The sequence below is a fragment of the Bordetella genomosp. 12 genome (assembly GCF_002261355.1).
Classification (GTDB): Bacteria; Pseudomonadota; Gammaproteobacteria; order Burkholderiales; family Burkholderiaceae_B; genus Bordetella.
This window is the reverse complement of record NZ_NEVU01000001.1, coordinates 338,954-365,389: the sequence shown is the minus strand read 5'-3', so window position 1 is coordinate 365,389 and position 26,436 is coordinate 338,954. Positions and strand designations below refer to the sequence as shown.

At 66.6% G+C, this 26,436-nt stretch carries 23 protein-coding genes and 1 tRNA gene; 15 read left to right on the top strand and 9 right to left on the bottom strand.

The window, feature by feature from the left end:
• The first annotated feature begins 114 nt into the window (after positions 1-114).
• From CAL22_RS01770 to CAL22_RS01740, 7 genes are read left to right on the top strand one after another with little or no spacing between them, the layout of a single operon-like run.
• Positions 115-1,587: an NAD-dependent succinate-semialdehyde dehydrogenase gene (locus CAL22_RS01770; RefSeq protein WP_094809811.1), complete on the top strand. Its 1,473-nt coding sequence runs from the start codon at positions 115-117 to the stop codon at positions 1,585-1,587.
• Positions 1,584-2,546 carry a dihydrodipicolinate synthase family protein gene (locus CAL22_RS01765; protein WP_244193754.1) on the top strand — a complete coding sequence of 321 codons (963 nt, stop codon included), beginning with the start codon at positions 1,584-1,586 and terminating at the stop codon, positions 2,544-2,546. The genes CAL22_RS01770 and CAL22_RS01765 overlap by 4 nt, the downstream gene beginning before the upstream one ends.
• 9 nt (positions 2,547-2,555) lie before the next feature.
• Positions 2,556-3,464, top strand: a complete 909-nt coding sequence (locus CAL22_RS01760; RefSeq protein WP_244193753.1) for an aspartate dehydrogenase — start codon at positions 2,556-2,558, stop codon at positions 3,462-3,464.
• A gap of 36 nt (positions 3,465-3,500) precedes the next feature.
• Entirely contained in the window at positions 3,501-4,070 is a 570-nt protein-coding gene (locus CAL22_RS01755; protein ID WP_094809809.1) for a 3-hydroxyanthranilate 3,4-dioxygenase, read from the top strand.
• Positions 4,067-5,377, top strand: a complete 1,311-nt coding sequence (locus CAL22_RS01750; protein WP_094809807.1) for a sulfatase family protein — start codon at positions 4,067-4,069, stop codon at positions 5,375-5,377. Before CAL22_RS01755 ends, CAL22_RS01750 begins: the two co-directional genes overlap by 4 nt.
• Positions 5,378-5,416: 39 nt before the next feature.
• Complete coding sequence (gene kynU / locus CAL22_RS01745; RefSeq protein ID WP_244193752.1) at positions 5,417-6,664, top strand: kynureninase; 1,248 nt, start codon at positions 5,417-5,419, stop codon at positions 6,662-6,664.
• Between the two features lie 53 nt (positions 6,665-6,717).
• Positions 6,718-7,695 (top strand): Bug family tripartite tricarboxylate transporter substrate binding protein, encoded by a 978-nt coding sequence (locus tag CAL22_RS01740; RefSeq protein ID WP_094809805.1) that lies wholly within the window; start codon positions 6,718-6,720, stop codon positions 7,693-7,695.
• Between the two features lie 98 nt (positions 7,696-7,793).
• Here CAL22_RS01740 and CAL22_RS01735 read toward each other — a convergent pair whose 3' ends face one another.
• From CAL22_RS01735 to CAL22_RS01720, 4 genes are all read right to left on the bottom strand, one after another.
• Positions 7,794-10,262, bottom strand: coding sequence for a TonB-dependent receptor (locus tag CAL22_RS01735; RefSeq protein WP_094809803.1), 2,469 nt, complete (start codon positions 10,260-10,262; stop codon positions 7,794-7,796).
• Positions 10,263-10,399: 137 nt separating this feature from the next.
• Positions 10,400-11,407, bottom strand: a complete 1,008-nt coding sequence (locus CAL22_RS01730; protein ID WP_094809801.1) for a FecR domain-containing protein — start codon at positions 11,405-11,407, stop codon at positions 10,400-10,402.
• A gap of 2 nt (positions 11,408-11,409) precedes the next feature.
• Complete coding sequence (locus CAL22_RS01725; protein ID WP_094811036.1) at positions 11,410-11,937, bottom strand: sigma-70 family RNA polymerase sigma factor; 528 nt, start codon at positions 11,935-11,937, stop codon at positions 11,410-11,412.
• A 425-nt stretch (positions 11,938-12,362) separates the two neighbouring features.
• Positions 12,363-12,437: transfer RNA gene (locus CAL22_RS01720), tRNA-Arg, on the bottom strand.
• Between the two features lie 202 nt (positions 12,438-12,639).
• Between CAL22_RS01720 and CAL22_RS01715 the strand changes: the two genes are divergently transcribed.
• A complete protein-coding gene (locus tag CAL22_RS01715) occupies positions 12,640-13,542 on the top strand; it encodes a c-type cytochrome (RefSeq protein WP_094809799.1) in 903 nt (300 codons plus the stop codon).
• Positions 13,543-13,619: 77 nt separating this feature from the next.
• On the opposite strand, the gene CAL22_RS01710 is transcribed toward CAL22_RS01715, so the two are convergent.
• From CAL22_RS01710 to CAL22_RS01695, 4 genes are all read right to left on the bottom strand, one after another.
• Complete coding sequence (locus CAL22_RS01710) at positions 13,620-15,134, bottom strand: 3-hydroxyacyl-CoA dehydrogenase (protein ID WP_094809797.1); 1,515 nt, start codon at positions 15,132-15,134, stop codon at positions 13,620-13,622.
• 29 nt (positions 15,135-15,163) lie between these two features.
• Positions 15,164-16,396: a CaiB/BaiF CoA transferase family protein gene (locus tag CAL22_RS01705; protein ID WP_094809795.1), complete on the bottom strand. Its 1,233-nt coding sequence runs from the start codon at positions 16,394-16,396 to the stop codon at positions 15,164-15,166.
• Between the two features lie 111 nt (positions 16,397-16,507).
• Positions 16,508-17,656 carry an acyl-CoA dehydrogenase family protein gene (locus tag CAL22_RS01700; protein WP_094809793.1) on the bottom strand — a complete coding sequence of 383 codons (1,149 nt, stop codon included), beginning with the start codon at positions 17,654-17,656 and terminating at the stop codon, positions 16,508-16,510.
• Positions 17,657-17,661: 5 nt separating this feature from the next.
• The gene (locus CAL22_RS01695; protein WP_094809791.1) at positions 17,662-18,294 is read right to left on the bottom strand and encodes a TetR/AcrR family transcriptional regulator; all 633 of its coding nucleotides are present in this window, start codon (positions 18,292-18,294) and stop codon (positions 17,662-17,664) included.
• Positions 18,295-18,446: 152 nt separating this feature from the next.
• Between CAL22_RS01695 and CAL22_RS01690 the strand changes: the two genes are divergently transcribed.
• Both CAL22_RS01690 and CAL22_RS01685 read left to right on the top strand, forming a co-directional pair.
• Complete coding sequence (locus tag CAL22_RS01690; RefSeq protein WP_094809789.1) at positions 18,447-19,439, top strand: NAD(P)H-dependent flavin oxidoreductase; 993 nt, start codon at positions 18,447-18,449, stop codon at positions 19,437-19,439.
• Positions 19,436-20,185 carry an enoyl-CoA hydratase-related protein gene (locus CAL22_RS01685; RefSeq protein WP_094809787.1) on the top strand — a complete coding sequence of 250 codons (750 nt, stop codon included), beginning with the start codon at positions 19,436-19,438 and terminating at the stop codon, positions 20,183-20,185. The genes CAL22_RS01690 and CAL22_RS01685 overlap by 4 nt, the downstream gene beginning before the upstream one ends.
• A gap of 1 nt (position 20,186) precedes the next feature.
• Here CAL22_RS01685 and CAL22_RS01680 read toward each other — a convergent pair whose 3' ends face one another.
• Positions 20,187-21,020: an enoyl-CoA hydratase/isomerase family protein gene (locus CAL22_RS01680; protein ID WP_094809785.1), complete on the bottom strand. Its 834-nt coding sequence runs from the start codon at positions 21,018-21,020 to the stop codon at positions 20,187-20,189.
• A 77-nt stretch (positions 21,021-21,097) separates the two neighbouring features.
• Between CAL22_RS01680 and CAL22_RS01675 the strand changes: the two genes are divergently transcribed.
• The 5 genes from CAL22_RS01675 to CAL22_RS01655 all read left to right on the top strand — a co-directional run bounded on the left by CAL22_RS01675 (position 21,098) and on the right by CAL22_RS01655 (position 26,429).
• On the top strand, positions 21,098-21,961 hold the full coding sequence (locus CAL22_RS01675; protein ID WP_094809783.1) for an NAD(P)H-hydrate dehydratase: 864 nt from the start codon (positions 21,098-21,100) through the stop codon (positions 21,959-21,961).
• A 135-nt stretch (positions 21,962-22,096) separates the two neighbouring features.
• Positions 22,097-22,330, top strand: coding sequence for a hypothetical protein (locus CAL22_RS01670; protein ID WP_094809781.1), 234 nt, complete (start codon positions 22,097-22,099; stop codon positions 22,328-22,330).
• A 330-nt stretch (positions 22,331-22,660) separates the two neighbouring features.
• The gene (locus tag CAL22_RS01665; protein WP_094809779.1) at positions 22,661-24,286 is read left to right on the top strand and encodes an ABC transporter substrate-binding protein; all 1,626 of its coding nucleotides are present in this window, start codon (positions 22,661-22,663) and stop codon (positions 24,284-24,286) included.
• A 139-nt stretch (positions 24,287-24,425) separates the two neighbouring features.
• Entirely contained in the window at positions 24,426-25,382 is a 957-nt protein-coding gene (locus tag CAL22_RS01660; protein ID WP_094809777.1) for a succinylglutamate desuccinylase/aspartoacylase domain-containing protein, read from the top strand.
• 69 nt (positions 25,383-25,451) lie between these two features.
• Complete coding sequence (locus CAL22_RS01655; RefSeq protein WP_094809775.1) at positions 25,452-26,429, top strand: ABC transporter permease; 978 nt, start codon at positions 25,452-25,454, stop codon at positions 26,427-26,429.
• The last annotated feature ends 7 nt before the right edge of the window (positions 26,430-26,436 follow it).

The window sequence follows — 26,436 nt, the reverse complement described above, 5'->3', positions numbered from 1 at the left end:
TTCACTTCCTCGAACATCTGGCCGTTGAAATAATCCGTCCCACGCTGCTTCACGCATCTGCCAACAGGACGGCAGCAGCCACCGCGCTGCACAGAACAACGGAAGGTATTCCAGATGAGCGACTATCCCGATCTTCACCTCTACATCGATGGCGCCTGGCGCAAGACGGCCGACGAGTTGCCGGTGGTGAACCCGGCCACCGAACAGCAGATCGGCCGCCTGCCCTGCGCCCGCCAGGCCGACCTGGACGATGCCCTCACGGCAGCCGAGGCGGGCTTCCGCATCTGGAGCCGCACCTCGCCGCGCAAGCGCGCCGACGTCATGCTCGCCGCGGCCCGCCTGATGCGCGAGCGCATCGAAGACATCGCCCATTCCATCACCCTCGAGCATGGCAAGCCGCTGGCCCAGGCGCGCCTGGAGGTCATCCGCGGCTGCGAGTTCCTGGAGTGGGATGCCGGCGAAGCGGTGCGCACCTACGGGCGGATCATCCCCAGCGCGAGCGGCACCCGCTACATGGTGCATCACCAACCCATCGGTACGGTGGCGGCCTTCTCGCCGTGGAATTTCCCGATGAGCCAGCCCGCGCGCAAGATCGGCGGCGCCATCGCCTCGGGCTGCGCCATCATCCTGAAGGCGGCCGAGGAAACGCCGGCCGGCGCCCTGCACATCGCGCGCGCCTTCCACGACGCCGGCCTGCCCGCAGGCGTGCTCAATCTCGTGTTCGGCCATCCGGCCGAGATCTCGGGCTACCTGATCCCGCAGGATGCGGTGCGACTGGTTGCCTTCACGGGCTCGACAGCGGTAGGCCGCCATTTGACGACACTGGCTGCGCAGCACATGACGCCGGTCTTGATGGAGCTGGGTGGGCATGCTCCGGTGATCGTGTGCGACGACGTGGACGTGGCCGAGGCTGCGGTGATGTCGGCCAATCGCAAGATGCGCAATGCGGGCCAGGTCTGCACGTCTCCCACCCGCTTTTTCGTGCACGAACGCATCTTCGACGAATTCACCGCCAGGTTCGCCGAGCGCGCGCGCGCCATCCGCGTGGGCGACGGCATGGCCGCCGGCACCGAAATGGGTCCGCTCGCCAATGGCCGCCGCATCGAGGCGCTGACAGGACTGGTGCAGGACGCCACGGCCGCGGGCGCGGACCTGGTGGCCGGCGGCGACCGGCTCGGCAGCCGCGGCTACTTCTTCCAGCCCACGGTGCTGGCCAATGTGCCCGACCAGGCGCGGGTCATGGGCGAAGAGCCCTTCGGTCCGCTGGCCGTGATCAATCCCGTGCGTTCGCTCGACGAGGCCATCGACAAGGCAAACTCCGTTCCGTATGGCCTGGCGGCCTATGGCTTTACGCACAATGCGGCCAACGTCGATCGCATGCTCGACGGTGTGGAGTGCGGCAATCTCTCCATCAACACGCTCGAGGCTTCGCTGCCCGAGACGCCGTTTGGCGGCGTCAAGTCCAGCGGCTATGGCCGCGAGGGCGGCTCGGAAGGACTGCATCACTACATGACGGTCAAGAACCTCTCGCATTTCATGCAGCTCGATCTGGGCGCCCGCAAACTGGACATCAAGGAATCCGCATGACCATCCCCTACCGCAAGCAGGACGCCAAAGCCTACGCCCGCGAAAACTTCCGCGGCGTCTGGGCCGCCACGGCCACCCCCTTCAAGGAAGATCTGTCGCTCAACGAGGAAGGCTTGCGCCGCAATCTGCGCCACTGGATCGACGACCTGGAACTGGGCGGGCTGTTTGTCTCGGGCAAACAGGGCGAGTTCTTCTCCATGTCAGTGGCCGAACGCAAACGCACCTTCGAACTGGCCGTCGAAGAAGCCGGCGCGCGCTGCGGCGTGGTGACCTCGTGCTCCGATACCAACCTGGATGTGGTGCTGGAGCTGGCGCGCCATTCGCAGAACATCGGCGCGCCCTACATCGTGGTGCACAGCCCCGTCCTGCACTTTCACCGCAATCCCGAAGAGACGGTATACGAGTACTACCGCTACCTCAGCGAACAACTGGATATCGGTATTGCGCTGTGGAACCATCCTGACTGCGGCTACATCATGAGCCCGGAACTGTGCGCCCGGATCGCGGAGTTGCCCAACATCGTCGCCATCAAGTACAGCGTCGACCGGCCGTTGTACAAAAGGCTGACCGAACTGGCGGGCGACAAGATCCTGGTCAGTACCGCCTCCGAAGAGGAATGGCTGGACAACATCATCGAACTGGGCTGGCAACTCTACTTGTGCTCGACCCCGCCGTTTCTGCTGCAGACGGCCGCCGACCGCCGCATCAATGACTACACGCGCCTGGCATTCGCCGGCCAACACGACGAAGCGCGCAGGGTACGCAACAGCCTGGAGCCCGCGCGGCAGGCCTTCCGGGCCGCCCGCCCCGACGGCACCCCCCAAGCCGTCACCAAGTACTGGCTCGAGATGCTGGGCCAGGTGGGCGGGCCGGTGCGCCGTCCGCTGCTCAATCTCAGCGACGCTGACAAAGCCAAGGCCCGCGAGGCGTTCGCGCACAGCGGCCTGAAGCTGGCCTGAGGCGCAGCCATGACAGCGCATCTGAAGGCCTCGGCCGCTGCCTTGCCAGACAGCCGAACGCTGCCCGGCTGCGATATGCACGGCGCGCGTTCCACGCCGCCGGCGCCGCTGCGGGTGGGGATGATAGGCTACGGCGCGATCGGGCAAAGTCTGGCCCGCAGCCTGCTCGCGCATCCCGGGCAGGTGCAGTTGACGGGCGTGCTCACGCAAAGCCTCGAGCAGGGTAAGGCCGCCTGCACCGGGGAGTTGGCCGCGGTGGCTGCGCGGCTGATGAGCGACCGCGCCGAGATGCTGGCGCAGCGCCCGGACCTCGTGATCGAGTGCGCCGGGCACGCGGCCGTCGACGCCCACGCCGCCGTCGTCCTGCAGGCCGGTTGCGACCTGATGGTGGTCTCCATCGGCGCGCTGGCCGATGAGCGGCGCCGCCACGCCCTGCAGGAGGCCGCGAGCCGGCATGGCCGGCAGATCCTGCTGGTCGCCGGTGCGATCGGCGGCATCGACTGGCTGGCCGCCGCGCGCGAAGCGGGCTTGCACCAGGTCATCTATCGCGGGCGCAAGCCGCCCGGCGCATGGAAAGGCAGCGCAGCCGAGCACGCCCTGGATCTGGATGGCCTGACCGAACCCACCCTGTTCTTCGAAGGCGACGCGGCCCAGGCCGCGCGCGACTACCCGCGCAATGCGAACGTGGCGGCCACCGTGGCCCTGGCCACCCTGGGCATGAGCCAGACGCGCGTCCAACTCTGGGCCGACCCGACCCTGACCGAGAACCTCCACGAAGTCGAAGCCACGGGCCGCGCTGGACGCCTGCGCGTGCAACTGGAAAATCACCCCGAAGCCGACAATCCGCGCACCTCGATGATCACCGCCTACAGCATCCTGCGCGCGGTGCTGAACCGGCGCGCGGCCATTGTGCTCTGATCGCCCTGCCCCTCATTCAAGAGAAGGACACCCCGCATGCGCTCACCCATCAACTTCTCGCGCTGGATCGAAGCGCACCAGCACAAACTCCAGCCTCCCGTGGGCAACCAGCAGGTATGGGATAAATCCGAGCTGATCGTGACGGTAGTCGGCGGCCCCAACCAGCGCACGGATTTTCACGACGATCCCTATGAAGAGTATTTCCATCAGTTCAAGGGCAATGCCCATCTGCTGATCGCCGACCGCGGCAAGTTCGAGCGGGTGGACCTGCGCGAAGGCGATATTTTTCTGCTGCCCGCGCACGTGCGCCATTCGCCCCAGCGCCCCGAGCCGGGCAGCCTGTGCACCGTCATCGAGTCGTCACGGCCGGCCGGCGTCAAGGACGCCTTTGAATGGTATTGCGCCCACTGCGGTGATCTGGTGCGCCGCATCGAAGTGCAGCTGGGCAGCATCGTGGATGATCTGCCCGGGGTCTATCGCCAGTTTTACGAAACCACCGATGAACAGCGCAGTTGCCCCTCTTGCGGCGCGGTTCACCCGGGCCGCGACTGGCAGCGTTGGCACGCCCAGCGCGAAGCCGCCGCCACACCGAGAGCGCTCACATGACCGACACCCCGAAACGTCCCAACTTCATCTTCATCATGGCCGACGATCTCGGCTATGCCGACCTTGGCTGCTATGGCGGGCGCGCGCCCGTCAGCCCGCATCTGGACCAAATGGCCGCCGAAGGGGTGCTGTTCACCGAGGGGTACTCGAACTCGCCGGTGTGTTCGCCCACACGCTTCGCCCTGATGACGGGACGCTATCAGTACCGCCTGCGCGGCGCGGCCGAGGAGCCCTTGACCAGCCGTTATCGCGGCAGCCCCGATCTGGGGCTGTCTCCCGAGCATCCGACGCTGCCCTCGCTGTTGCGCGATGCCGGTTACCACACGGTGCTGGTCGGCAAGTGGCACCTGGGTTTTCTGCCGCACTTCGGCCCGCTCAAAAGCGGTTACGACGAGTTCTTCGGCGCCATGGGCGGCGGCCTGGATTACTTCACCCACAAAGACAGCGCCGGCACGCACGACCTCTATGAGGGCGAAACCGAAACGCACGAGATCGGGTACCTGACCGACCTGATCTCCGAGCGCGCCGTACGCACCATCGAAGCGCGGGCGCAGGCCGGGCGGCCATTTCTGATGAGCGTGCACTATACGGCGCCGCATTGGCCCTGGGAGACGCGCGACGATACGGCCGAAGCACAGCGCATTGCCGGTGAACTGGCGCATACCGATGGCGGATCGGTGCGCACCTACCAGACCATGATCCACCACATGGACGAGGGAATCGGCCGCATCCTGGCCACCCTGCGCGAGACCGGCCTGGACGACAACACCATCGTCGTCTTCACCAGCGACAACGGCGCCGAACGCTTCTCCGACACCTGGCCGCTGGTGGGCAAGAAAATGGATCTGCTCGAAGGCGGCATTCGTGTGCCACTGATCGTGCGCGGCCCCGGCCACGTCAGCGCGGGACGCGTCAGCGCGCAGGTCGCGATCACCATGGACTGGGTGGCGACCTTTTTCGATTGGGCGGGCGTGGCGGCCCATCCGGACTTCCCGCTGGACGGGATGTCGCTATGCAGCCATCTGCGCGCCGTGGATGAGGTCCAGCCGCGCAGCCTGTTCTGGCGCATGAAATACCGCGAGCAGCGCGCCATGCGCCAGGACCACTGGAAGTATCTGGCCATTGGCGCCAACGAGTATCTGTTCGACCTCTCGCGCGATGAGCGCGAACGCGCGAATCAGGCTCGCCGCGAGCCCGAGCGCCTGGCCGCCATGCGCGCGGCCTACGATCACTGGAGCACGACGATGCCCGGCATTCCGCAAGACGCCAACAGTGTGCTGGCCTATACCCAGGCCGACATTCCCTGATTTCAACCATGACCGAATAGCCCTCAAGCGGAGACCATCTTGAGTATTTCCCTGCCTCGCATCACCCGCGCGGACGTCGACAAGCTGGATGCCGGCGACACGCTGGCGCACTGCAAAGACCGATTCCTGATTCCGGACAACGTCATCTATCTCGATGGCAATTCGCTCGGCGCCTTGCCCCGCTCGGTTCCGCCGCGCATGGAACAGGCCATCCGACAGGAGTGGGGCGTCGGGCTCATTCGCTCCTGGAACGACGCGAACTGGTATCCCGCACCGCAGCGCGTCGGCGACCGCATCGCGACCTTGATCGGCGCGGCACCGGGCGAAGTCATCATGGCCGACTCCACCTCGGTCAATCTGTTCAAAGTGCTGGTCGCGGCCTTGCGGCTGCGTCCGGGGCGGCGCCGCATCCTGGGCGAGCGTGGCAACTTCCCCACCGACGGCTACGTGGCCAGCGGCGTGGCCGAACTCATGCAGGCCGAGTTCGTGGCGCTGGAGCCCGATCAGGTCTACGACGCCATCGACGAGCAGACCGCCATCGTTTCGCTGACCCACGTCAACTACAAGAGCGGTCGCGTGTATGACATGGCCCGCATCACGCAGCGCGCTCATGAGGTCGGTGCGCTGGTGGTCTGGGATCTGTGCCACACCGCCGGCGCCATGCCGTGCGACCTGAATGGTTGCGAGGCCGATTTCGCCGTGGGCTGCGGCTACAAATACCTCAATGGCGGACCGGGCGCGCCCGCTTTCGTCTTCGTCGCCCGACGCCATCAGGACGCGGTTCGCCAGCCGCTGACCGGTTGGCACGGCCATGGGCGGCCGTTCGAGTTCATCCACGAGTACGAGCCCGCGCCCGGCATCGACCGCATGCTGGTCGGCACGGCCTCGCAACTGGGGCTGATCTCGTTGGAAGCCGCCCTGCAAGCCTTCAGCGGCGTGGACATGCAGGCCCTGCGCCATAAGAGCGTGGCCATGACCGAACTGTTCATCCGCCTGGTCCAGCAAGAGCTGCCCGACTTCGGCTTCGGCCTGGCCACACCGCTGGACGCGGCCAGCCGCGGCAGCCAGGTGTCGCTGACCCATGCCGAAGGGTACGCGATCATGCAGGCCCTGATCGCGCGCGGCGTGATCGGCGACTTCCGGGCCCCCGATATCCTGCGTTTCGGTTTCGCGGTGCTGTATCTGCGTTTCGTCGACGTGTGGGATGCCGTCGCGGAGTTGAAGGACATCATGGCCTCCAAGGCCTGGATGGCCGCCGAGTTCCGCCAGCGCAAGGCCGTGACCTGAGGCCCCGGCCCCAGCGTCATGCACAGCAGTTGAATCTCTACCCTTACACAGCCATGACTCTCAAACTCGTAAAGAAGCTATTCATCGGTGCGTGCATGTCGCTGGCCGTCATGAGCACCGCGCATGCCGAGACCAAGGACCGGTTCGGCGGCCCGATCAAGTTGCTCGTCGGCTTCCCGGCCGGCGGCGCGGGCGACACCATCGCCCGGCTGATCGCCGAGAAACTGACCAGCAGCCTCGGGGCGACGGTGATCGTCGAGAACAAGCCCGGCGCCGGCGGCCGCATCGCGGCCGAAGTCCTGAAGAACGCGCCCAACGATGGCCGCACGATACTCATCACGCCCCTGGCGCCCATGGTGATCGCGCCGCTGACGTTCAACAAACTCCACTACAACCCGGACAAGGATTTCGTGCCGGTGGCCGGACTGGTGAAGTTCCCCTTGACCATCGCCACCGGCGCCAACAGCCCCTACAGCACGTTGCCCGAGCTGATCGCCTGGTACAAGGCCAATCCCTCGCAAACCTCATTCGGCACCTCGGCCACGGGCAGCCAGCTGCACTTCCTCGGCCTCATGCTGAGCCAGGCGGCGAAGGTCGATCTGACGCATGTGGCCTATCAGGGCGGCGCGCCGCTGGTCACCGATCTCATGGGCGGCCATATCCCGGCCGCGATCGACCAGTTCCCGCTGGAGCTGTACCGCAACGGCAAGATCCGCCTGCTGGCCTCGTCAGGCGCGACCCGTTCGCCGCTGATCCCGGACGTGCCCACCTTCAAAGAACAGGGCTATCCCGGCGTCGAGGGCGAAGCCTGGTTCGGCGCCTTCATGCAGGCCAACACGCCGCCGGCGGTAGTGCAGCAGGTCAGCGAGGCGCTGGCCAGCGCCGTGCAACAGCCCGACGTCAAGCAGAAACTCATGCAGGCGGGCATGGAGCCCACCGGCCTGAAAGCCCCGGAGTTCGCCGCGCAAGTGCGCGAAGACCAGGCCCGCTGGAAGCCCGTGATCGAAGCCTCCGGCTTTCGCGGCGATTGAGCCCGCTCGGGCCGGGCTGCCGCTCAGGCAGATCGGCCCGCCGCGCGGCCAACCGCTCGTTCCGGGCCGCGCCGGCGCGGAACGAGCGGGCCGCCACGTCAGAAGTCCATCGTGGCCGACAGCGTGAAGGTGCGCGGCTGCCCCAGATAGAGCCAGTTGCCCGAACTGCCCGACCAGTAGTTGCGGCCGAAAGCGTTGTTGATCCCCGCGCGCAATACCAGAGGATGCTCCCAGGCGCGGGTGGTGTAGCGCGCGCCGAAGTCCCAGCGCGTCCAGCCCGGAATGCTGCGCGCATTGGCCTCGTCCAGATACTGCGGGCTGGTGCTGATCATGCGTGCGCTCAGGGTCAAACCCGGAATGGCGGGCAGATCGTACTCGCCGCCCAGATTGAGCTGCCAACGCGACACATTGGGCGCGGTGTTGCCGCTGTACGCATTCTTGGTGATCTTGGGTTGAATGTAGGCCACGCCGCCGAGCAGACGCACGCCCCGGGCCAGCTCGCCAAAGAGGTTCAGCTCCACGCCACGGTTGCGCTGCTCCATGCCGACCCGGTAGGTGGAGGTGCCGTCGCCGTTATCCATCGCCAGGCCGCTGGGCTTTTCGATCTGGAACAGGCTGAGCGTGCTGCTGACACTGCCAAAATCATATTTCACGCCGATCTCGCGCTGCTTGACCTTCACGGGGGCAAACATCTGCCCGGCGTTGGTGGTGCCCATGGGTGCCGTGTCGCCCTGGATCAGACCTTCGATGTAATTGCCGTAGATCGACAGGTCCGGCAGGGGTTTGACCACGGCCGCGAGCACGGGTGTGAGCGCATGGCGATCGTAGGTCGCGGCGGCCACGCCGATGCCGGTGTCCCTGACGGTGTTCTTCACGCGCTGATAGCGTGCGCCCACAGTGAGCGAAATGCGATCGTCCAGCCACGACAGCGTATCGGTGGCGGCCAGCGACGGCAGCTGCACGCGGTTGGTGCGCGGCGGATCGGAATCAAAGCCGGCGGTCGAGGGGCGGCTGACGCTGGCCGGGTCATAGATGTTGGTCGCAAAGCTGCTGAACCCGTAGTACGCATTGGTATAGCCGGTATCGCTGGTCAGATAGGTGCCGCTGAGACTGACCCGGTGTTGCGTCGCGCCGGTGGCGAAACTGCCGCGCAGCCCTGCCTGCACCACGCGGTTCTCGATCCAGTTCGGCCAGTAGTACACACTGGCCTGCGCATTGCCGGCGCTGTCGGTCACATAGATATCGCTGGACAGATAGCTGGATCGCGTCTTGCTCGCGCCGGCCGCGCCAAAGACGGACCAGTTGGCGTTGAGGTCGTACTCGGCCTGGGCCAGCACGTAGTTGCTGCGGGACTTGGCATATTCCCAGTCCTGCGCGAGCCGCTGCGTCGCCTTGGGCGGCGTGGGAATGGGCAGGCCATCGTCGATGCCGAAGCCCGCTGCGCCTTGCGGCGCTTTGTTGTTCATGGTCTGGTGCCCGACGTCCAGCGAAGCGCGCAGCGTGGCGCTGCGGTAATCCAGGCCGATCGCGGCCGCCCCCAGTTCCACCGACTGGCCCGCCGTGGCCGTGTCGCCATCGCGGTAGAGCGCGTTGACACGGATACCCCAGGCGTCGTCCTCGCCGAAGCGGCGGCCGACATCCACATGAGCGCCCAGATTGCCATCGGAGAGATAGGTGGTCGTCAGGCGGGTCAGGGGTTGGTCCGGCGCATGCTTGGTCACCATATTGATCGCCCCGCCCACGGCGCCGCCCGCGCCCAGCGCCATGCCGTTGAGCAGCGCACTGGGGCCTTTGAGCAGTTCGACGCGCTCGGCCAGCTCCACGGCGCCCGCCCGGCTGGAGATGATGCCCGGCACCCCATCGAGCAGGATGGAGTCCTGCACCGACAACCCCCGGATCATGAAGACCTCGCCGCCGGCGGCCGAGTTGGTCAACCCATAAGACACCGTCCTCACGGAGGGGTCGTTGGCCAGCACGTCGGCCACCGTGAGCGCCTGCTGGTTCTCCATCAGTTCAGCGGTGTAGCTGGTGGTGTTGAAAGGGGTATCCATCACATCCGTATTGCCCAACACCCCCATCCGGCTGCCGCGCGCCACCTGGCCGCCCGCATAGGCCTCGGGCGGCGTGTGAGCGCCACCGTTGGCCGTCACGGCCACGGCGGACAGCACGGTAGCCCCCGCGGCGATCGGCGCTTCGCGCAGGAAGTACACGCCATCGGGTTGGCGCAGCGCTTGCAGGCCGTGCCCCGACAACAGCGCGGTCAGGCCTGCTTCGACCCCATAGTCGCCCTGCAAGCCCGCGCTCGTCTTGCCCGCGGTCAGGCTCCCGGGCGCCGACAGCAGCACGCCAGCCTCTTCGGCAAAGCGGTTCAGCACCGTATTGAGCGACCCGGCTGGAATGTCATAGCGGCGGATCGGCGCACGGTCGGCGGCCTGCGCGGCCAGCGGCACGGCCGACGCGGCCAGCACACCGGCCGTCAGCGACAGGTGCAGCGCGAGCGCGAGCGGGCGCACGGCAGTGCGTGGCGTACGGACAAAGGGATGGCGCAAGAAACGGCGGCGGAGCATGGATGCTGATCCTCAGGGGTTGATGGCGATGACCCGGCCAGGGGCGCATCCCGACCGGGGTAGCGCGCCGTCTCTGGCGGTCTCATCTCCTTAACCGTCCGAGATCCTCGAAAAGGGAACTCCGCCGCGAAAAAAAATCAGCGCCCCTGCACCGTGACCCACCAGGGCAGCGGCCGATGCACTCGAATGGGCAGCGTCGCGGCCAACATCGCCAGCGCCCGATCCGTGTCGTCGGTGGGAAAAACGCCCATGACCTTGAGGTCGGCCACCTCGGGCGCCACGCTGATATAGCCATGCCGGTAGCGCCCGAGCTCGGCCAGCAGCGCCCCCAAGGACATATCGTCGGCCGGCACGATGCCCTTGCTCCAGGCCGCGCGCACCGGATCGGCGTGCGCGATCGGCCTCAGGCTGGCGGCATCGAACCAGGCCGCCTGGCCGGTATCGATGCGGCGGCGCTCGCCGGAGCGGGTCACGACTTCGACCGCGCCGTCGAACACATCCAGGCGATCCTGCGTTTCCGTGAGCCGGACGCTGAACCGCGTACCCAGGGCCTGCAAACGGGCCGAGCGCGTATCGACGTAAAAAGGCCGGTGCGCGGGATCCGCGGCGGTCTCGACGAGGATTTCTCCGGCCAGCAGCACGAGGCGCCGCAGGGTCGGCTGCTCGTCGACCTGCACCGCGGTATCCGTATTGAGCCAGAGCCGGGTGCCATCGGGCAGCACGATTTCGCGCCGCTCACCCGTATGCGTGGCATAGTCGGCGCGCCACGCGGCCAGACGGGTCGGCAGCGGGGTCAGGCGCCACGCCAGCCAGGCGGCCGACCCCAAGCCCAGCACGGCGGCCAGACTGCTGACGACGCGGCGGCGCGTGGCGAGCGTGCGGCGCGCGGCCTGCACTCCGGCCAGCGTGCTGGCCGCGCCCCCGTCGCGCAACGGCCCGAACTTGCGGCTGACCGACTCGACGAACTGCCACGCCCGCGCATGCGCGGGCGATTGATCCAGCCAGGCCCGCCAGGCCGAGCGCTCGGGTTCGGACACCGTGCTGCCGCCCAGCGTGGCATACCATTCTGCGGCCTGCCTGAGGTTCTCGGCAGTCACCTCGGGCGCCGGCGTGCGCGACGGCGCAATAGGAAGGGCGTCGGGCATGGTCAGGCGCTCAGGCCAGCTTCGATCAAGGTGCACTCGAACATGGCCTGCGCCATGTATTTTTTGACCATGCGCTCCGACACGCCCAGCGCCAGCGCGATCTCGCGATAGGGCTTGTCTTCGACTTGCGCCATGATGAAAGCGGCGGCGGCCTTCTGCGGCAGGCGGCCCAGCATACGGCCGATCTCGAGCAAGGTTTCGACGACGATGGCCTGATGCTCCGCCGAGGGCACCACGGCCTGCGGTTGCGCGGCCAGGGACTCGAGCCAGGCCCGCTCCACCTCGCGGTGGCGCCAGAGATCCACGCACAAGGCACTGCCGACCTGGCGCAGATAGGCGCGCGCCTGCGCTGCGCTGGCGAAGCGCGGTGCCTCCGCCTTGCTCAACAACCGCAGAAAGGTGTCATGCGCCAGATCCGCCGCATCGGCGGCATTGCCCAACCGGCGCTGCAGCCAGGTGTACAGCCAATGGTGGTGATCGCAATAGAGGGACTGCGCGCAGGAAGAGACGGGAGGAGAGGAGGCGCTCACGGAGGATAGGCGGCTCGTGCAGGGCCCGGCGCGCAGATCAAAAGAGTTCAACAACGGGAATGAGAATTACTCGTGATCGTAGCGCAGGCGCCGCGCCTTGCAAAATGCGGGAAAACGGCAGGGCCCGCGGCCAGGCCGCTCGCAAGGAAGACCTTGATCTTCAACGGCAGCGTCAAAGCCGCGCGCGCGGGCAGGGCGCAAGGACTAAGGGGCGGGAGAAAAAGCGGCAAGGACCGCGTTGCAGCGGGGCTACCGGGGCGATGTTATGGAGATCGGGGCCCGTCCGGGCAACGGAAGACCGGCAAACCTGGCTGGGCGGCATGCGGCATATTGACGTCGACCCGAGCCCTGACAGAGACCGCGCAAGAGCCGCTTGGCATGGCCTGGGCCAGCGATGGACCTGAAAGCGTAAAGCTGTGATCGGATGGCGCGCCCGACAGGAATCGAACCTGTATCAAGAGCTTCGGAAACTCTCATTCTATCCATTGAACTACGGGCACAGCGCGGCGCTATTGTACCCATTTTTCCGTCCTCCGTTGGGGACTTACCCCAATTCGGATTTCACCGCCGCTTGGCGTTATATAATCGATCGTTCACTGCAGGCCGGAGGTTCGTTCTTGCTCCGTCCCACCTCGTAGTTGCGTTGAGTTGTCGTGTCAGTCTGATTCCGCCACCCGGCGTTCCGATTAGCAGGATTAGGATATGAGCAACGAGCAGGATCACGTCGAAGAACATTCCTCCCCCATCAAGACGCCGCGGCAGCTGATCTTCACGATCGTCCTGTCGTTCATTGTCCCCATCCTCGTCATCATCCTGCTGGTCAACCTGGTCGTCTCGGGTGCCAAGGTCGGCGCAGGATCGGACACGCTCTCCGAAGACGCCACCAACAAGCGCATTGCTCCGGTCGCCGGTTTTGAACTGGTCGACGCCAATGCGCCGCGCGTCTACAAGACCGGCGAGCAAGTGTTTGCCGCCGTCTGTACGGCCTGTCATACCGCCGGCGTCGCCGGCGCGCCCAAGGTGGGCGATAAGGCGGCGTGGGGGCCTTTCCTGCAGAGCGGCTTCGACGCCATGCTCAATGTGGCGCTGCACGGCAAGGGCGCAATGCCGGCCAAGGGCGGCAACCCGGCGTTGAGCGATTTCGAAGTCGCGCGAGCAGTGGTCTATATGGCCAATCAATCGGGCGGCGATCTGCCCGAACCCGCCGAACCCGCGCCGCCCGCCAAGCCGGACGCCGAGGCGCCCGCCCCGCCCGCTGCGGCAGCGCCGGCAGCTGCGGCCACGCCAGCAGCCCCAGCAGCACCAGCAGCCCCGGCTGCCGCCGCGCCGCCCACGGCGCCCGCGCCTCAGGCCGCGGCCACCAACCCCGCGGGCGAGAAACTCTACAAAAGCACCTGTTTCGCCTGTCATGGAACGGGCGTGGCCAACGCGCCCAAGTTCGGCGACAAGGCCGCCTGGGCGCCTTACATCGCCACGGGCATGGATGCCATGGTCAAGGTCGCGCTCAGCGGCAAGGGCGTGATGCCGCCCAAGGGCGGCGCGACCACGGCCTCCGAAGACGACATTCGCGCCGCCGTCGAATACATGGTCAACGCGGCGAAGTAAGCCGCGCGGGCCGGTGGCGCCCGCAATAAAAAGCGCCCCGTAAAACGGGGCGCAGCTTGACCCGGCGTGCCGCTGGATCAGGCCTGCGTCAAGGGCAGGCCCAGTTGCACACGGCGCTGCAGCCACAGGCTGGGGCGATATCGCGGATCTCCCGTTACACGCGCCATATTGCGCAGAATTTCCAGCACGCGCGCCGCACCGAGACGGTCGCCGAGGGCCAGCGGTCCTTGGGGGTATCCCAGGCCCAGATGCACGGCCTGATCGATGTCCTCGGGCGTGGCGATACGCTGCTGCGCGATGTCGCAAGCGATATTGACGATGGTCGCGACGATACGTTGTGCGATGAAGCCGGGCGAGTCTTCGATGACACTGACGGCCACGCCGTCCTTGGCAAAGAGCGCGTGGGCGGCGTCGCGCCAGCGCGCCTGCGTGGCCGGCGAGGTCATGACCGTGCGGCGACGGCTGCTACTGAAGTCATTGAGGACATCCAGACCCACCACGCGCGTTCCGTCGAGCTGCTGGCCGGCCACGCAGGTGGATACATCCTCGCCCAAGGGCGTCACCACCAACAGCGCATCTTCCGGCGCGGCGGCGTCCTGCACCACCTCGGCACCCAACTGACGCAACAAGGCCTGCGCGCGCGCCTGCCCATCGGCATGCGCGGGGCTGACCCAGACGCGCAGCGACGCGGGCAAGGCCGGCACGGGCGCTTCGGGCGCCACCTGCTTCTGGCCATCCTTGTAAACATAGAAGCCTTCGCCGACCTTGCGGCCCAGCAGCCCCCCGGCCAGACGCACCGTGGTGATGGGCGAGGGACGGAAACGCGCTTCGTCGAAGAACTGGCGATAGATGGACTCCATCACCGGATGCGAGACGTCCAGTGCGGTCAGATCCAGCAGCTCGAACGGGCCCATGCGAAAGCCCGCTTGCTCACGCATGATGGCGTCGATCTGATCGAAAGGCGCCACCGCCTCCTGCGCGGCACGCAAGCCTTCGGTGTTCATGCCCCGGCCGGCGTGGTTGACGATAAAGCCCGGCATATCCTTGGCGCGCACGGGCGTGTGACCCATGCGGCGCGCCAGCGCGGCCAGCGCATCTCCCACGGCGGGTGCGCTGCGCAGGCCGTCGATCACCTCGACCACCTTCATCAGCGGCACGGGATTGAAGAAGTGGAAACCGGCCACGCGCTGCGGATGCTGGCAGGACGCGGCGATCGCCGTGATGGACAGCGACGAGGTATTGGAAGCCAGGATGCAATCCGCGCCGACAATGCCTTCGAGCTGGGCAAACAGATCGCGCTTGACGTCCAGACGCTCGACAATGGCCTCGACCACCAATTGGCAATCGGCCAGATCGGTCAAGGCCTGGGCCGGCAGCACGTGCTCCAGGGCCGTCTTGGCGGCCTCGGCGCTGAGCTTGCCCTTCTGGACCAGCTTGTCCCAGGTTTGCGTCAGCGCATCGCGCGCGGCGGCCACCGCTTCGGCGTTGTTGTCGTACAGGCGGACCTTGATGCCTGCCTGAGCGGCGATCTGCGCGATGCCCCGGCCCATGGCCCCGGCACCGACCACACCCAGGGTCTGAATATCTGCCATCTCACTCTCCTTTATTTTGTATCTCGTTGTCAGGCCGCCGGACCCTGGGCCAGCGCCTGGATTTCCTCATCGGACAGGCCCAGGCGTTCGCTCAGGATCTGCCGCGTGTGCTCACCCAGCATGGGAGCAGGGCGGCGGTACTCGATCGGTGTTTCGGAGAGCTTGAGCGGGCTGGCGGCGATCGGTGCGGTGCCAGCCAGCGCGTGCGGCAGCTCGCGCTTCATGCCGCGCGCCTGCACTTGCGGATCTTCGTAGACCTGATCCAGCGTATTGATGGGGCCGGCCGGCACGCCGGCGGCCTCGAGTTCGGCCAGCCAGGTATCGCGCGCGCCCGTGGCCATGCGCTCGACCAGCAAGGGCACCAGCGTCTCGCGATTGCGCACCCGCTGCGGATTGGTGGCAAAGCGCGGATCATCGGCCAGCTCCGGCAAGCCCAGCACCCGGCAGTAATTGCGGAACTGCCCATCGTTGCCCACGGCCACGATGAGATGGCCATCGGCCGCGGCGAAGACCTGATAGGGCACCAGGTTCTGGTGCGCGTTGCCGGCGCGCTGCGGCGCCTGCCCGGAGGTCATGAAATTCAGATTCTGGTTGGCCAGCATGGCCACCTGGCAATCCAGCAGCGCCATGTCGATATGCTGGCCCAGGCCGCTGCGCTCGCGTTCGATGATGGCCGCCAGAATGCCGACCGTCGAATACATGCCCGTCATCAGGTCGGCCACGGCCACGCCCGCCTTCTGCGGCCCGCCGCCCGGCAGGTCGTCGCGTTCACCGGTGATGCTCATCAAACCGCCCATGCCCTGGATCATGAAGTCATATCCGGGACGGCTGGCGTAGGGGCCGGTCTGGCCAAAGCCGGTGATGGAGCAATAGATGATGCGCGGGTTGATCGCCTTCAGGCTGTCGTAGTCCAGGCCATACTTGCGCAGGCCTCCGACCTTGAAGTTCTCCACCACGATGTCGCACTGCTTGGCCAGCTCGCGCACCAGTTCGGCGCCGCGCGGGCTGGCGATATCCAGCGCGACCGAAAACTTATTGCGATTGGCCGACAGGTAATACGCGGCTTCGCTGGTGTTCTGGCCGGAGGCGTCCTTCAGATAGGGCGGGCCCCACGCGCGCGTATCGTCGCCCGCGCCGGGACGCTCGATCTTGATCACTTCGGCGCCGAGATCGGCCAGATTCTGCGTGCACCAGGGACCGGCAAGCACTCGGGTGAGATCCAGCACGCGAATGCCGGTCAGGGGAGCGGTACGTTGCGACATGGTTTTACATGAGTCAGACTTGGGGGAAGCTGGCATATTAGCCCCAGCCGCCCGGGATTGTTTTCCGTTTTGCGCACGACCTTGTGCGGCCAGCGCACAAGGCAGGCCCGCTCAGGCGTAGGCCTTGAGGGCTTCGCGCGCGATGACCAGTTGCTGGATCTGCGTCGTGCCTTCAAAGATGCGAAACAGCCGCACGTCGCGGTAGAAGCGCTCGACCGCGTACTCCGACATATAACCGGCGCCGCCATGGATCTGCACCGCACGGTCGGCCACGCGGCCGACCATCTCGGTGGAGAACATCTTGGCGCAGGCGGCCTCCATGGTGGTGTTCTCGCCGCGGTCGCGCTTGGCGGCCGCGTCCAGCACCATGCAGCGGGCGGCGTACAACTCGGCCTGGCTGTCGGCCAGCATGGCCTGCACCAACTGAAACTCGGCGATGGGTTTGCCAAACTGCTGGCGCTCCAGCGCATAGCGGGCGGCGTCACGCACCAGGCGCTCGGCGATGCCCACGCACAAGGCGGCGATATGCAGCCTGCCTTTGTCCAGCACCCGCATCGCGGTGCGAAAACCCGTGCCTTCCTGCTCGCCCAGAAGCGCGCTGGCCGGCACGCGGCAGTTGTCGAACACCACGTCGCAGGTCAACGCGCCAGCCTGACCCATTTTCTTGTCCGGCTTGCCCAGCGTCAGGCCAGGCGTGCCGGCCTCGACCAGAAAGCAAGAGATGGAATCGGCGCGGCGCTCGGCCGCGGTGCGCGCCATGACGGAAAACAGGCCGGCAATCGGGGCGTTGGTGATGTAGCGCTTGGTGCCATTGATGATGTAGTGGTCGCCATCGCGGGTGGCCGTGGTGCGCAGCGCCATGGCATCCGAGCCGGCGTCCGGCTCGGTCAGCGCAAACGAACCGACCAGCTCGCCGCTGGCCAGGCGCGGCAGGTAATGATTGCGCTGCGCCTCGGAGCCGGCCAGCACGATGGACTGCGAGCCGATGCCGATGTTGGTGCCGGCCAGCGACCGGAAAGCCGGCGAGGTCTGGCCCAGCTCGAACACCACCCGCACCTCTTCCTCCATGGTCAGGCCCAGGCCGCCGTATTCGGGCGCGATGGACAGGCCGAACAGGCCCAGTTCACGCATCTCGCGCACGATGTCTTCGGGAATCGTCCCGGTGTGCGCGAGCTCGTCTTCGGCCGGCACCAGGCGCTCGGTCACGAAGCGGCGCACAGCGTCCAGCAACAGGGTCAGGGTTTCTTGGTCCAGGGCCATGATTTTTACCTCGGTTCGGTCTCGGGGCGGCACAAGCCGCCGGTGATCAGGTCAAAATAATCTTGCGCAATGGCGCGGGCGGTCTGCCCCTGGCCGGGCTTGTACCAACGCACCATCCAATTCAGCAGCGACAGCACGGCGCGCCCCGTGGCGGCGACCTCGCGCCGCCGGAACACGCCTTGCTCCGTACCCTGCGCAAGGATCTCGCGCAGCAGCGCCTCGTAGCTGTCGCGCAGGCGTGCCGCGTCGGCCTGCTCGGGCAGGGCCATGCCGGAGTAGCCGATCAGCATGGTGACGAACTGGTCGTGATGCGCCTCGAAGTAATCCGCATGCGCCAGCATGAAGGCGCGCAGACGGGCGTCGGCGGCTTGCTGCGCGGCGCAGGCCTGCGTGACGGCCGCCAGCAACCCTCCGAGCACCTCCACGATGATGGCGTCGTAGATATCCTGCTTGGTGGGGTAATAGTGATAGATGGCCGCTTTGGACACGCCGATGGCCGTGGCCAGGTCGGCGATCGAACTGCCCTCATAGCCGCTTTGGGCAAACAGGGCCGCGGCCGCCTCGAGAATGCGTTCGCGCGCGGCAGTCAGTGTGGGCGGGCGGCCGGCGCGGCGGCCCGGCGAAGGAGAAACAGGCATAAATAAAAAGGCGGGCGGGCGCGGGTTTACTGGAGAATCTGCATTGACAGCGATTTACCGCATGCCGTTAAATGAATTTAATTAATTACCGGACGACCGGTAGGTAATTATAGACCCGGCACACGCCACGCTCAATACCATCGGAAACCCTCATGACCGCCCGAGACACCGCCGCGCCCCATCCCGTGGTCGCAGACCTGTATGGCCAGATGCAATTGCCCGTCATCTGCTCGCCCATGTTCATCGTCTCCAACCCGGCCCTGGTGCTGGCGCAATGCACCAGCGGCGTGATGGGCGCCTTTCCGGCGCTCAACGCGCGTCCGCAAAGCCTGCTGGCGGACTGGCTGGCTGAGATCCAGACCGGCCTGGCCGATTACCGCCAGGCGCATCCGCAAGCCCGGGTCGCGCCCTTTGCGGTGAACCAGATCATCCATCAGTCCAACGACCGCCTGGAGCACGATCTGGCCGAATGCGCCCGCCACCGCGTGCCCTACATCATCACCAGCCTGCGCGCCCCCGGCGACCTGGTCGCGGGCATCCATGCCTGGGGCGGCAAAGTCTTCCACGACGTCACCACGATCCGCCATGCCGAAAAAGCGCTGGAGGCAGGCGTGGACGGCCTCATTCTGGTGGCCGCCGGCGCGGGCGGCCATGCCGGCACGCTCAGCCCCTTCGCGCTGTTGACCGAAGTCCGGCGCTTCTACGACGGCCCCATCGTGCTCTCGGGCGCCATTGGCCACGGCGCGGGCATCCTCGCCGCGCAGGCCATGGGCGCGGACTTCGCCTACATGGGCACCCGTTTCATCGCCAGCGAGGAGGCCAACGCCAGCCAGGCCTACAAAGCCGCGCTGGTGCAGGCGCAGGCCGGCGATATTCTCTACACGCCTTTTTTCACCGGCATCCCCGGCAACTACCTGAAGTCCAGCATCGTCAACGCGGGGCTGGATCCGGCCAACCTTCCCGCGCCAGACAGCGGGGCCTCCAACTTCGGCACCTCGCGCGCCAAGCCCTGGAAAGACATCTGGGGCGCCGGCCAAGGGGTAGGCAGCATCGACGCCGTGCAGCCCGCCGCCGCGATCGTGGCGCAATTGCGCACCGAGTATGACGCGGCGCGCGCCGCGCTGGCTGCCAAGGCCTTCGTATGAGCGAGACCTTGTTGAGCGAACGGCAAGACGGGGTGCTCACCCTCACGCTGAACCGCCCCGAACGGCGCAACGCGCTGGATACGGCCACGTATCACGCCCTGGCCGAGCAGTTGCGTGCCGCGCATCAGGACGCCGAGGTGGGCGCCGTGGTGCTGACCGGCGCCGGCGCGCACTTCACGGCCGGCAATGATCTGCGCGATTTCCAGGCCGAGCGGCCCGCCGGCGACAGCCCCGGACTGCATTTTCTGCGGGCGCTGGTGGATTGCGATGCGCCAGTGATCGCCGCCGTCGAAGGCCATGCCGTGGGGGTGGGGGTCACGCTGCTGCAGCACTGCGATTTTGTCTATGCCGGACGCGACGCCCAATTCAAGCTGCCGTTTCTGGCGCTGGGGCTATGCCCGGAGGGCGGTTCCAGCCAATGGCTCGCGCAGATCGCCGGCGCACGGCGCGCGGCGCAATGGCTGTTGTTGGGCGAGGGTTTCGACGCCAGCGCGGCGCACGACGCCGGCCTGGCCAGCGCGGTCACCGAACCGGGGCAGGCCTTGCCCCTGGCCCAGGCTACCGCCGCGCGGCTGGCGGCCCAGCCGCGCCAGGCGCTGCGCGTCTCCAAGGCGCTCATGCGCGGGCCGCAACGCCCGGCCTTGCACGCCACCCTGGATCGCGAAGCCGAACAATTCCGTCAGTGCCTGGCCAGCGCGCCAGCCCAGGCCGCCTTCGCGCGTTTCTTCGCTCCCCGGCAGCCCTGACTCAGAAAGGCGCGTCCGGCTTGAAGTCGGGCGCGCGGCGCTCGCGCAAGGACTGGATGCCTTCGCGCACGTCCGGCCCGGCAAAGCCCATGAATTCGAGCGCCAGCGAGGTGTCGAAACTCGGGCCGGCCTGGCGCAGCCAGTTATTCAAGGCATATTTGGTCCAGCGTATGGCCGTCTGCGAGCCGCGCGCCAGGCGATAAGCCACCTCGAAGGCGCGCTCGATCAACTGCGGTTCGTCCACGCATAGCGATACCAGGCCGATGCGCTCGGCCTCCTCGCCACTGACGGTTTCGCACAGCAGCAGGTAGTACTTGGCCTTGGCCATGCCGCACAACAGCGGCCAGACGATGGCGGCATGGTCGCCCGCGGCCACGCCCAGCCGCGTGTGGCCATCGATGATGCGGGCGTCGCGCGCGGCGATCGAGACATCGGCCAGCAGGCCGGCCACCAGGCCGGCGCCGACCGCCGCGCCATGCATGGCCGAGACCACGGGCTTGTTGCAGTTGATGATGTTGTAGACCAGATCGCGCGCCTCGCGCCAGACGCGCGCGCGCACCTCGAAGTCATCGGCCATCTGCTGCACCAGATCCAGGTCGCCCCCGCCCGAAAACCCTTTGCCTTCGCCGCGGATGACCACGACCCGGGTCAGCGGATCCGTATCGATATCGCGCCAGATATCGGCCAGCTCGCGGTGCAGGCGGTGATCGGCGGTCGAGAGCTTGCCGCTGGCATCCTTGGCGCCCATGATCAGCTCCAGCACGCCTTCGGGATGGCGGCGCAGCTTCAGGGCTTCGTAGCGGGCGTAGTGCGCCAGGGTGGCATCGGTGCTCATTCGTCAGTCTCCAGAGAGCGCGCCCAGGCGCGCGGTTTTTGGGCACTATAGTGGAAAGCCGTCCCCCTGGAATCCCCATGTCCGCCTCCGCCCCCGCGCTTATCGACCCCAGCCAGTTTCCCGCCCTGTTCGCTCCCCGCGCGGCGGACAGTCATAAAGGGAGTTTCGGCAGTTTGGCCGTGCTGGGCGGCGGGCCGGGCATGACCGGCGCGGCCCTGCTGGCCGCGCGCGCCGCGCTCAAACTGGGGACCGGTAAAGTCCTGGTGGGCCTGGCCCAGCAACCCTGCCCGTTGGCCTGCGACCCCTTGCAGCCGGAACTCATGATCCGGCCGGCCGACGCACTGCTGGCCGGCGAGCTGAATCTGACGGCCTGGACGGCTGGCTGCGGTATCGGCACCTCGCCCCTGGCGGCCCAACTCCTGGCGGAACTGTTTCAACGCCGGCGCAACGCGCCCATGGTGCTCGATGCCGATGGCTTGAACCTGCTGGCCGCGGGCCGTTTGCGCCCGGCCTGGGGGCAGGGCACCGTGGTGCTCACGCCGCACCCGGCCGAAGCGGCCCGGCTGCTAAACCGCTCTACCCACCAGGTGCAGGCCGCCCGGCCCGCAGCGGCCCGGGAACTGGCGCAACGCTACGGCGCCTGGGTCGTGCTCAAAGGCGCCGGCAGCCTGGTCTGCGCCCCGGACGGCGTCTGCCTGCGTAACTCCACGGGCAATCCTGGCCTGGCCAGCGCCGGCACTGGCGACGTGCTGGCGGGGATGCTGGGCGCGCTGCTGGCCCAGGCGCTGCCGCCCGAACAAGCCGTCGCCGCCGCCGTCTGGCTGCACGGCGCCGCCGCCGACGCCCTCGTGGCTCAGGGCATCGGGCCGATCGGGCTGACAGCGGGCGAATTGGCCGATGCGGCCCGGGCGATCCGTAACGGGCGGCCGCCAAGCCCTTGATTGCACACGCCTTTCAGACCACGTCAGGTTTATTTACAACATACCTAGGGTTTGCCCTAGGTTTTTGTTGCTCCACACCTAGGGTTATCCCTATAATGGTTTCACCTAGTCGAGAAATGATGAGTGGAGCAAACCATGAGCGACCTGACCCTGAATCAAAACGCCCGCATGACCGATTCGCTGGAGCGTGATCTGCTGCGCGGCGCGATGGAAAACCAAGCTGCCCCGCACCCCGTGGCTGCCCTCAAGCGCGTGGCCGCCTGCATCGGCCGCGGCGTCTCCGGCTTCTTCGCCTTCGTCGATGAAGTCAACGAATCCATGAACCGTGCCCGCGCCCAAAGCGCCAACTACACCGGTTCGCAGTGGTAAAGCCTTAACGCGGCACGCGCACGTTGCGGATCTCCAGCGTGTGCCGCCGGCACGGCGCCCGAACGGGCCGTGCCCCTCTCTGACGGCGCCGGACCTCCCCCCTCCCTCCCTCCGGTACCGTCCGCGCCGTACCCGGCCTGCTAGGCGGGCGCGGCGCTTCTTTCAGGACATCCCTGATCAGGGATTTCCCGGGTATGCATCCCAAGCGCTCCCCCTCTGACGCGACTGACAAATCGCGTCGCAGGGGTCTGGCGGCTGTCGGACCAAACGTTGACAATGCGGGTAGCGGCTATCAATAATCGCGCCCTTGTCTACCCGGAGTTGTCCAACATGAAGTCTCGCATCCTCGTGGCCGTTATGGCGGCGGGCCTGCTGGCCGCCCCTGGCGGCGCCGCACTGGCCCAGACGCTGAAAATCGCCCTGTCTTCCGAACCGACTTCGGCCGACCCCCACTATCACAAGCAGACCCAGAATGACGCCTTCTCGGCGCATGTCTATGACTCGCTGGTGGGCCGCGATGCGAACATGCAGCTCAAGCCGGCGCTGGCCAAGTCCTGGAAAAACCTCGACGACCTAACCTGGGAATTCAAGCTGCGTGACGACGTCAAGTTCTCCAACGGCAAGCCCTTCACGGCCGACGACGTGCTGTTCACGATCTGCCGTACGCTGAACAACGAGACCAATATCTCGCAGTCGTACATGGACATGACTAAGCGCATCACCGACGTGCAGACGCCGGATGCGCATACCGTCATCATCAAGACGGCCGAACCGCTGCCGCTGCTGCCGGCCGAACTGGCGCGCGGCCTGCCGATCATCTGGAACGGCATCGTCGAACACGGCAAGCTCAGCTTCGATCCCAAGGCCGGCTGCGGCGTGACCGGCAAGTGGCCCACCGTGGTCGATTTCAACAACGGCAAGGACGCCATCGGCACCGGCCCCTATATGTTGAAGTCCTACGTCAAGGGCACCGGCATCGAGCTGACCCGCAATGACAACTACTGGGGCGAGAAACCGGCCTGGAAGGACGTGAAGTTCGTGCCGGTTCCCAATGCCGGCCCGCGCCTGACCGGCCTGCTCTCGGGTGACTTCGACGTCATCGAGAACCCCGCCGCACGCGATCTGCAACGCATCAAGAGCAATCCGCAATACGGTTACGTCGCCACCCCCTCGACCCGCCTGATCTTCTTCCAACCGGACGTCGGCCGCAAGGAAAGCCCCTTCGTCAAGGCCGCCGATGGCAAGAACCCGCTGCAGGATCTGCGCGTGCGCCGCGCCATCTCCATGGCCATCGACCGCAAGACCATCGTCGCGCGCCTGATGGACGGCCTGGCCACCCCGGCTTACCAGTACATGCCTGACGGCATGTTCGGCGGCCTGGCCAATGCGCCGGAGATCAAGTACGACCCCGAAGGCGCCAAGAAGCTGCTGGCCGAGGCGGGCTATCCCAATGGTTTCGAGATGACCATCTCGACCACCAACGACCGCTACGTCAACGACGGCCAGATCGCACAGGCCGTGGCCCAGTATCTGTCGCGCATCGGCATCAAGGCCAATGTCGACGCCATGACGGCCTCGATCTACTTCCCCAAGCGCGCCAAGCGCGAGTTCAGCTTCCCGATCGGCGGCTGGCCTTCCGAAGTGGGCGAGGCCTCGGGCCTGTTCCAGCTGTGGGTCGCGTCGCTGGATTCGCCCAAGAGCCTGGGCACCAGCAATTACGGCGGCTTCTCCAACCCCGAGTTCGACAAGGTCTATCAGCAGGCCATCGTGACGGTCGATCCGGCTCAGCGCCAGAAACTGCTGCAGCAGGCCACGCAGATCGCGCTGGACAACGTGCCGCTCATTCCGCTGCACTTCGAAAGCAGCATCTGGGCCTTCCGCAAGGGCCTGACCTACGAAGGCCGCCGCGACCAGTACACCCTGGCCATGTCGGTCAAGCCGGCTGACAAGAAGTAAACTGTCATGATCCGGGTGCGGTTTCCTCACAAGGGACACTGACCCGCCCGAGGGCGTCGCCATAGGCGGCGCCCTTGTTCCTTTCTGGACGGACAGATTTGTAACCCCTATACAATCTGCCCCGCGTTCCGGAGTTGCCATGTCCCTTCCCACTAGACCCTTTGAATTAGCGCGTCCAAACCTGGACGACGAACGTGCCGGCAATACCGGCACACCAGGTGTCTGGCACTTCGATTCCGGACGGCCCGGCAGACAGGTTCTGCTGACCGCGCTGATCCACGGCAATGAGCTGTGCGGCGCCTGGGCCCTGAAAATGCTGCTGGCCAGCGGGCTGGCGCCGCGGCGCGGCAGCCTCACGCTGGCCTTCTGTAATCTGGCGGCCTTCGATCGCTTCGATCCGGCGGACTATGCCCGCTCGCGTTTTGTCGACGAAGACATGAACCGGGTCTGGAGCGCCGACAAACTGGCCGCCGGCGACAGTCTGGAGCGCCAGCGCGCGCGTGAGCTGCTGCCCTGGGTGGAGCGGGCCGACTGGCTGCTTGACTTCCACTCCATGAGCAACGCCAACGAGCCGCTGCAACTCAGCGGCCTGGCCCCGCGCAATGTCGCCCTGGCGCGCGCGCTCGGCAATCCGGCCTACATCGTCTCGGATGCCGGCCATGCCGCCGGCGTGCGCCTGCGCGACTATGGCCGCTTCGCCCCCGACGGCGACCCGCAGAGCCGCTCGCTGCTCATCGAATGCGGCTTTCACGGCGCCACGGCCAGCGCGGCGGTCGCCCTGGATATCATGGCGCGCTTTCTGCTGGCTTCGGAAATCGTCGGCGCGGCCGATGTCCCGGCCAAGTGGCTGCGGCCTGCCGCCAGCGCCCCGCAGGCCTTGCGCGTCACCGACGCCGTGGCGGCGCGCAGCACAGACTTTCGTTTCGCCCACCCCTGGAAAGGGATGGAGAAACTGCCGCAGGCCGGCACCGTGATCGGCTGGTCCGATGGCCAAGCCGTGACCACCCCCTATGACAACTGCGTGCTCATCATGCCGTCGCTGGCCAATCTGCGCCCCGGCGTGACGGTCTTGCGGCTGGCCCGGCCGCTGGCCTGAGGCCAGGCTTTATTCTGTGATCGCTCCTCAGAGCGTATCTTTCACTGAGACCACCAAGGAAATCGAAACGTGGCCTTGTTTATCCTGCGCAGGCTGATACAGAGCCTGTTTGTTCTGCTGGCGGTATCGCTCGTCGTCTTCCTGGCGGTCTACGCCGTGGGCGACCCGATCGAACTGCTGGTCAGCCCCGAAGCCAGCATGGAAGCGCGCCAGGCGATGATCACGCGCCTGGGGCTGGACCTGCCGGTGTGGCAGCAGTACCTCAACTTCCTGTGGCGCGCCCTGCATGGCGATCTGGGCACGTCCTTCGTGCACGGCATCCCCGCCATCGAACTCATCGTCCAGCGCATGCCGGCCACCTTCGAACTGGTGCTGGTGGCCATCACCCTGACCTGTATTGTCGGCATTCCGATGGGGCTGGTCGCCGGCCTGTATCGCGATGAGCCGCTGGGTCGCGGCATCATGGCCACCTCGGTGCTGGGCTTTTCGCTGCCGAACTTCTGGCAGGGCATGATGCTCATCCTGCTGTTTTCCGTGTGGCTGGGCTGGCTGCCGGCCTCCGGACGCGGCGCCACGGTCACCGTGCTGGGCATCCCGTTCTCCTTGCTCACGGCCAACGGCTGGGCGCACGTGATCATGCCCGCCATCAACCTGGGCCTGGCCAATATCGCCCTGGTGCTGCGCATGACGGCCAGCGGCGTGGCCGAGGCCCAGTCGCAGGAGTACGTCAAATTCGCGCGCGCCAAGGGCATCAAGCCCGGACGCATCGTGCGCCGCCATATCCTGCGCAACATCCTCATCCCGGTGGTAACCGTGATCGGCATGGAGTTCGGCCAACTGATCGCCTACTCGACCATCACCGAAACCGTGTTCGCCTGGCCGGGCATGGGCAAGCTGCTGATCGACAGCGTCTACCAGCTCGACCGCCCCGTGGTGGTCGCCTACGTGATGCTGGTCACGCTGATCTTCGTCATCATCAATCTCATCGTCGACATCATGTACGCCGCGCTCGATCCGCGCGTGCAGCTGGTCGCCCCCGCCCAATAAGGTCCGC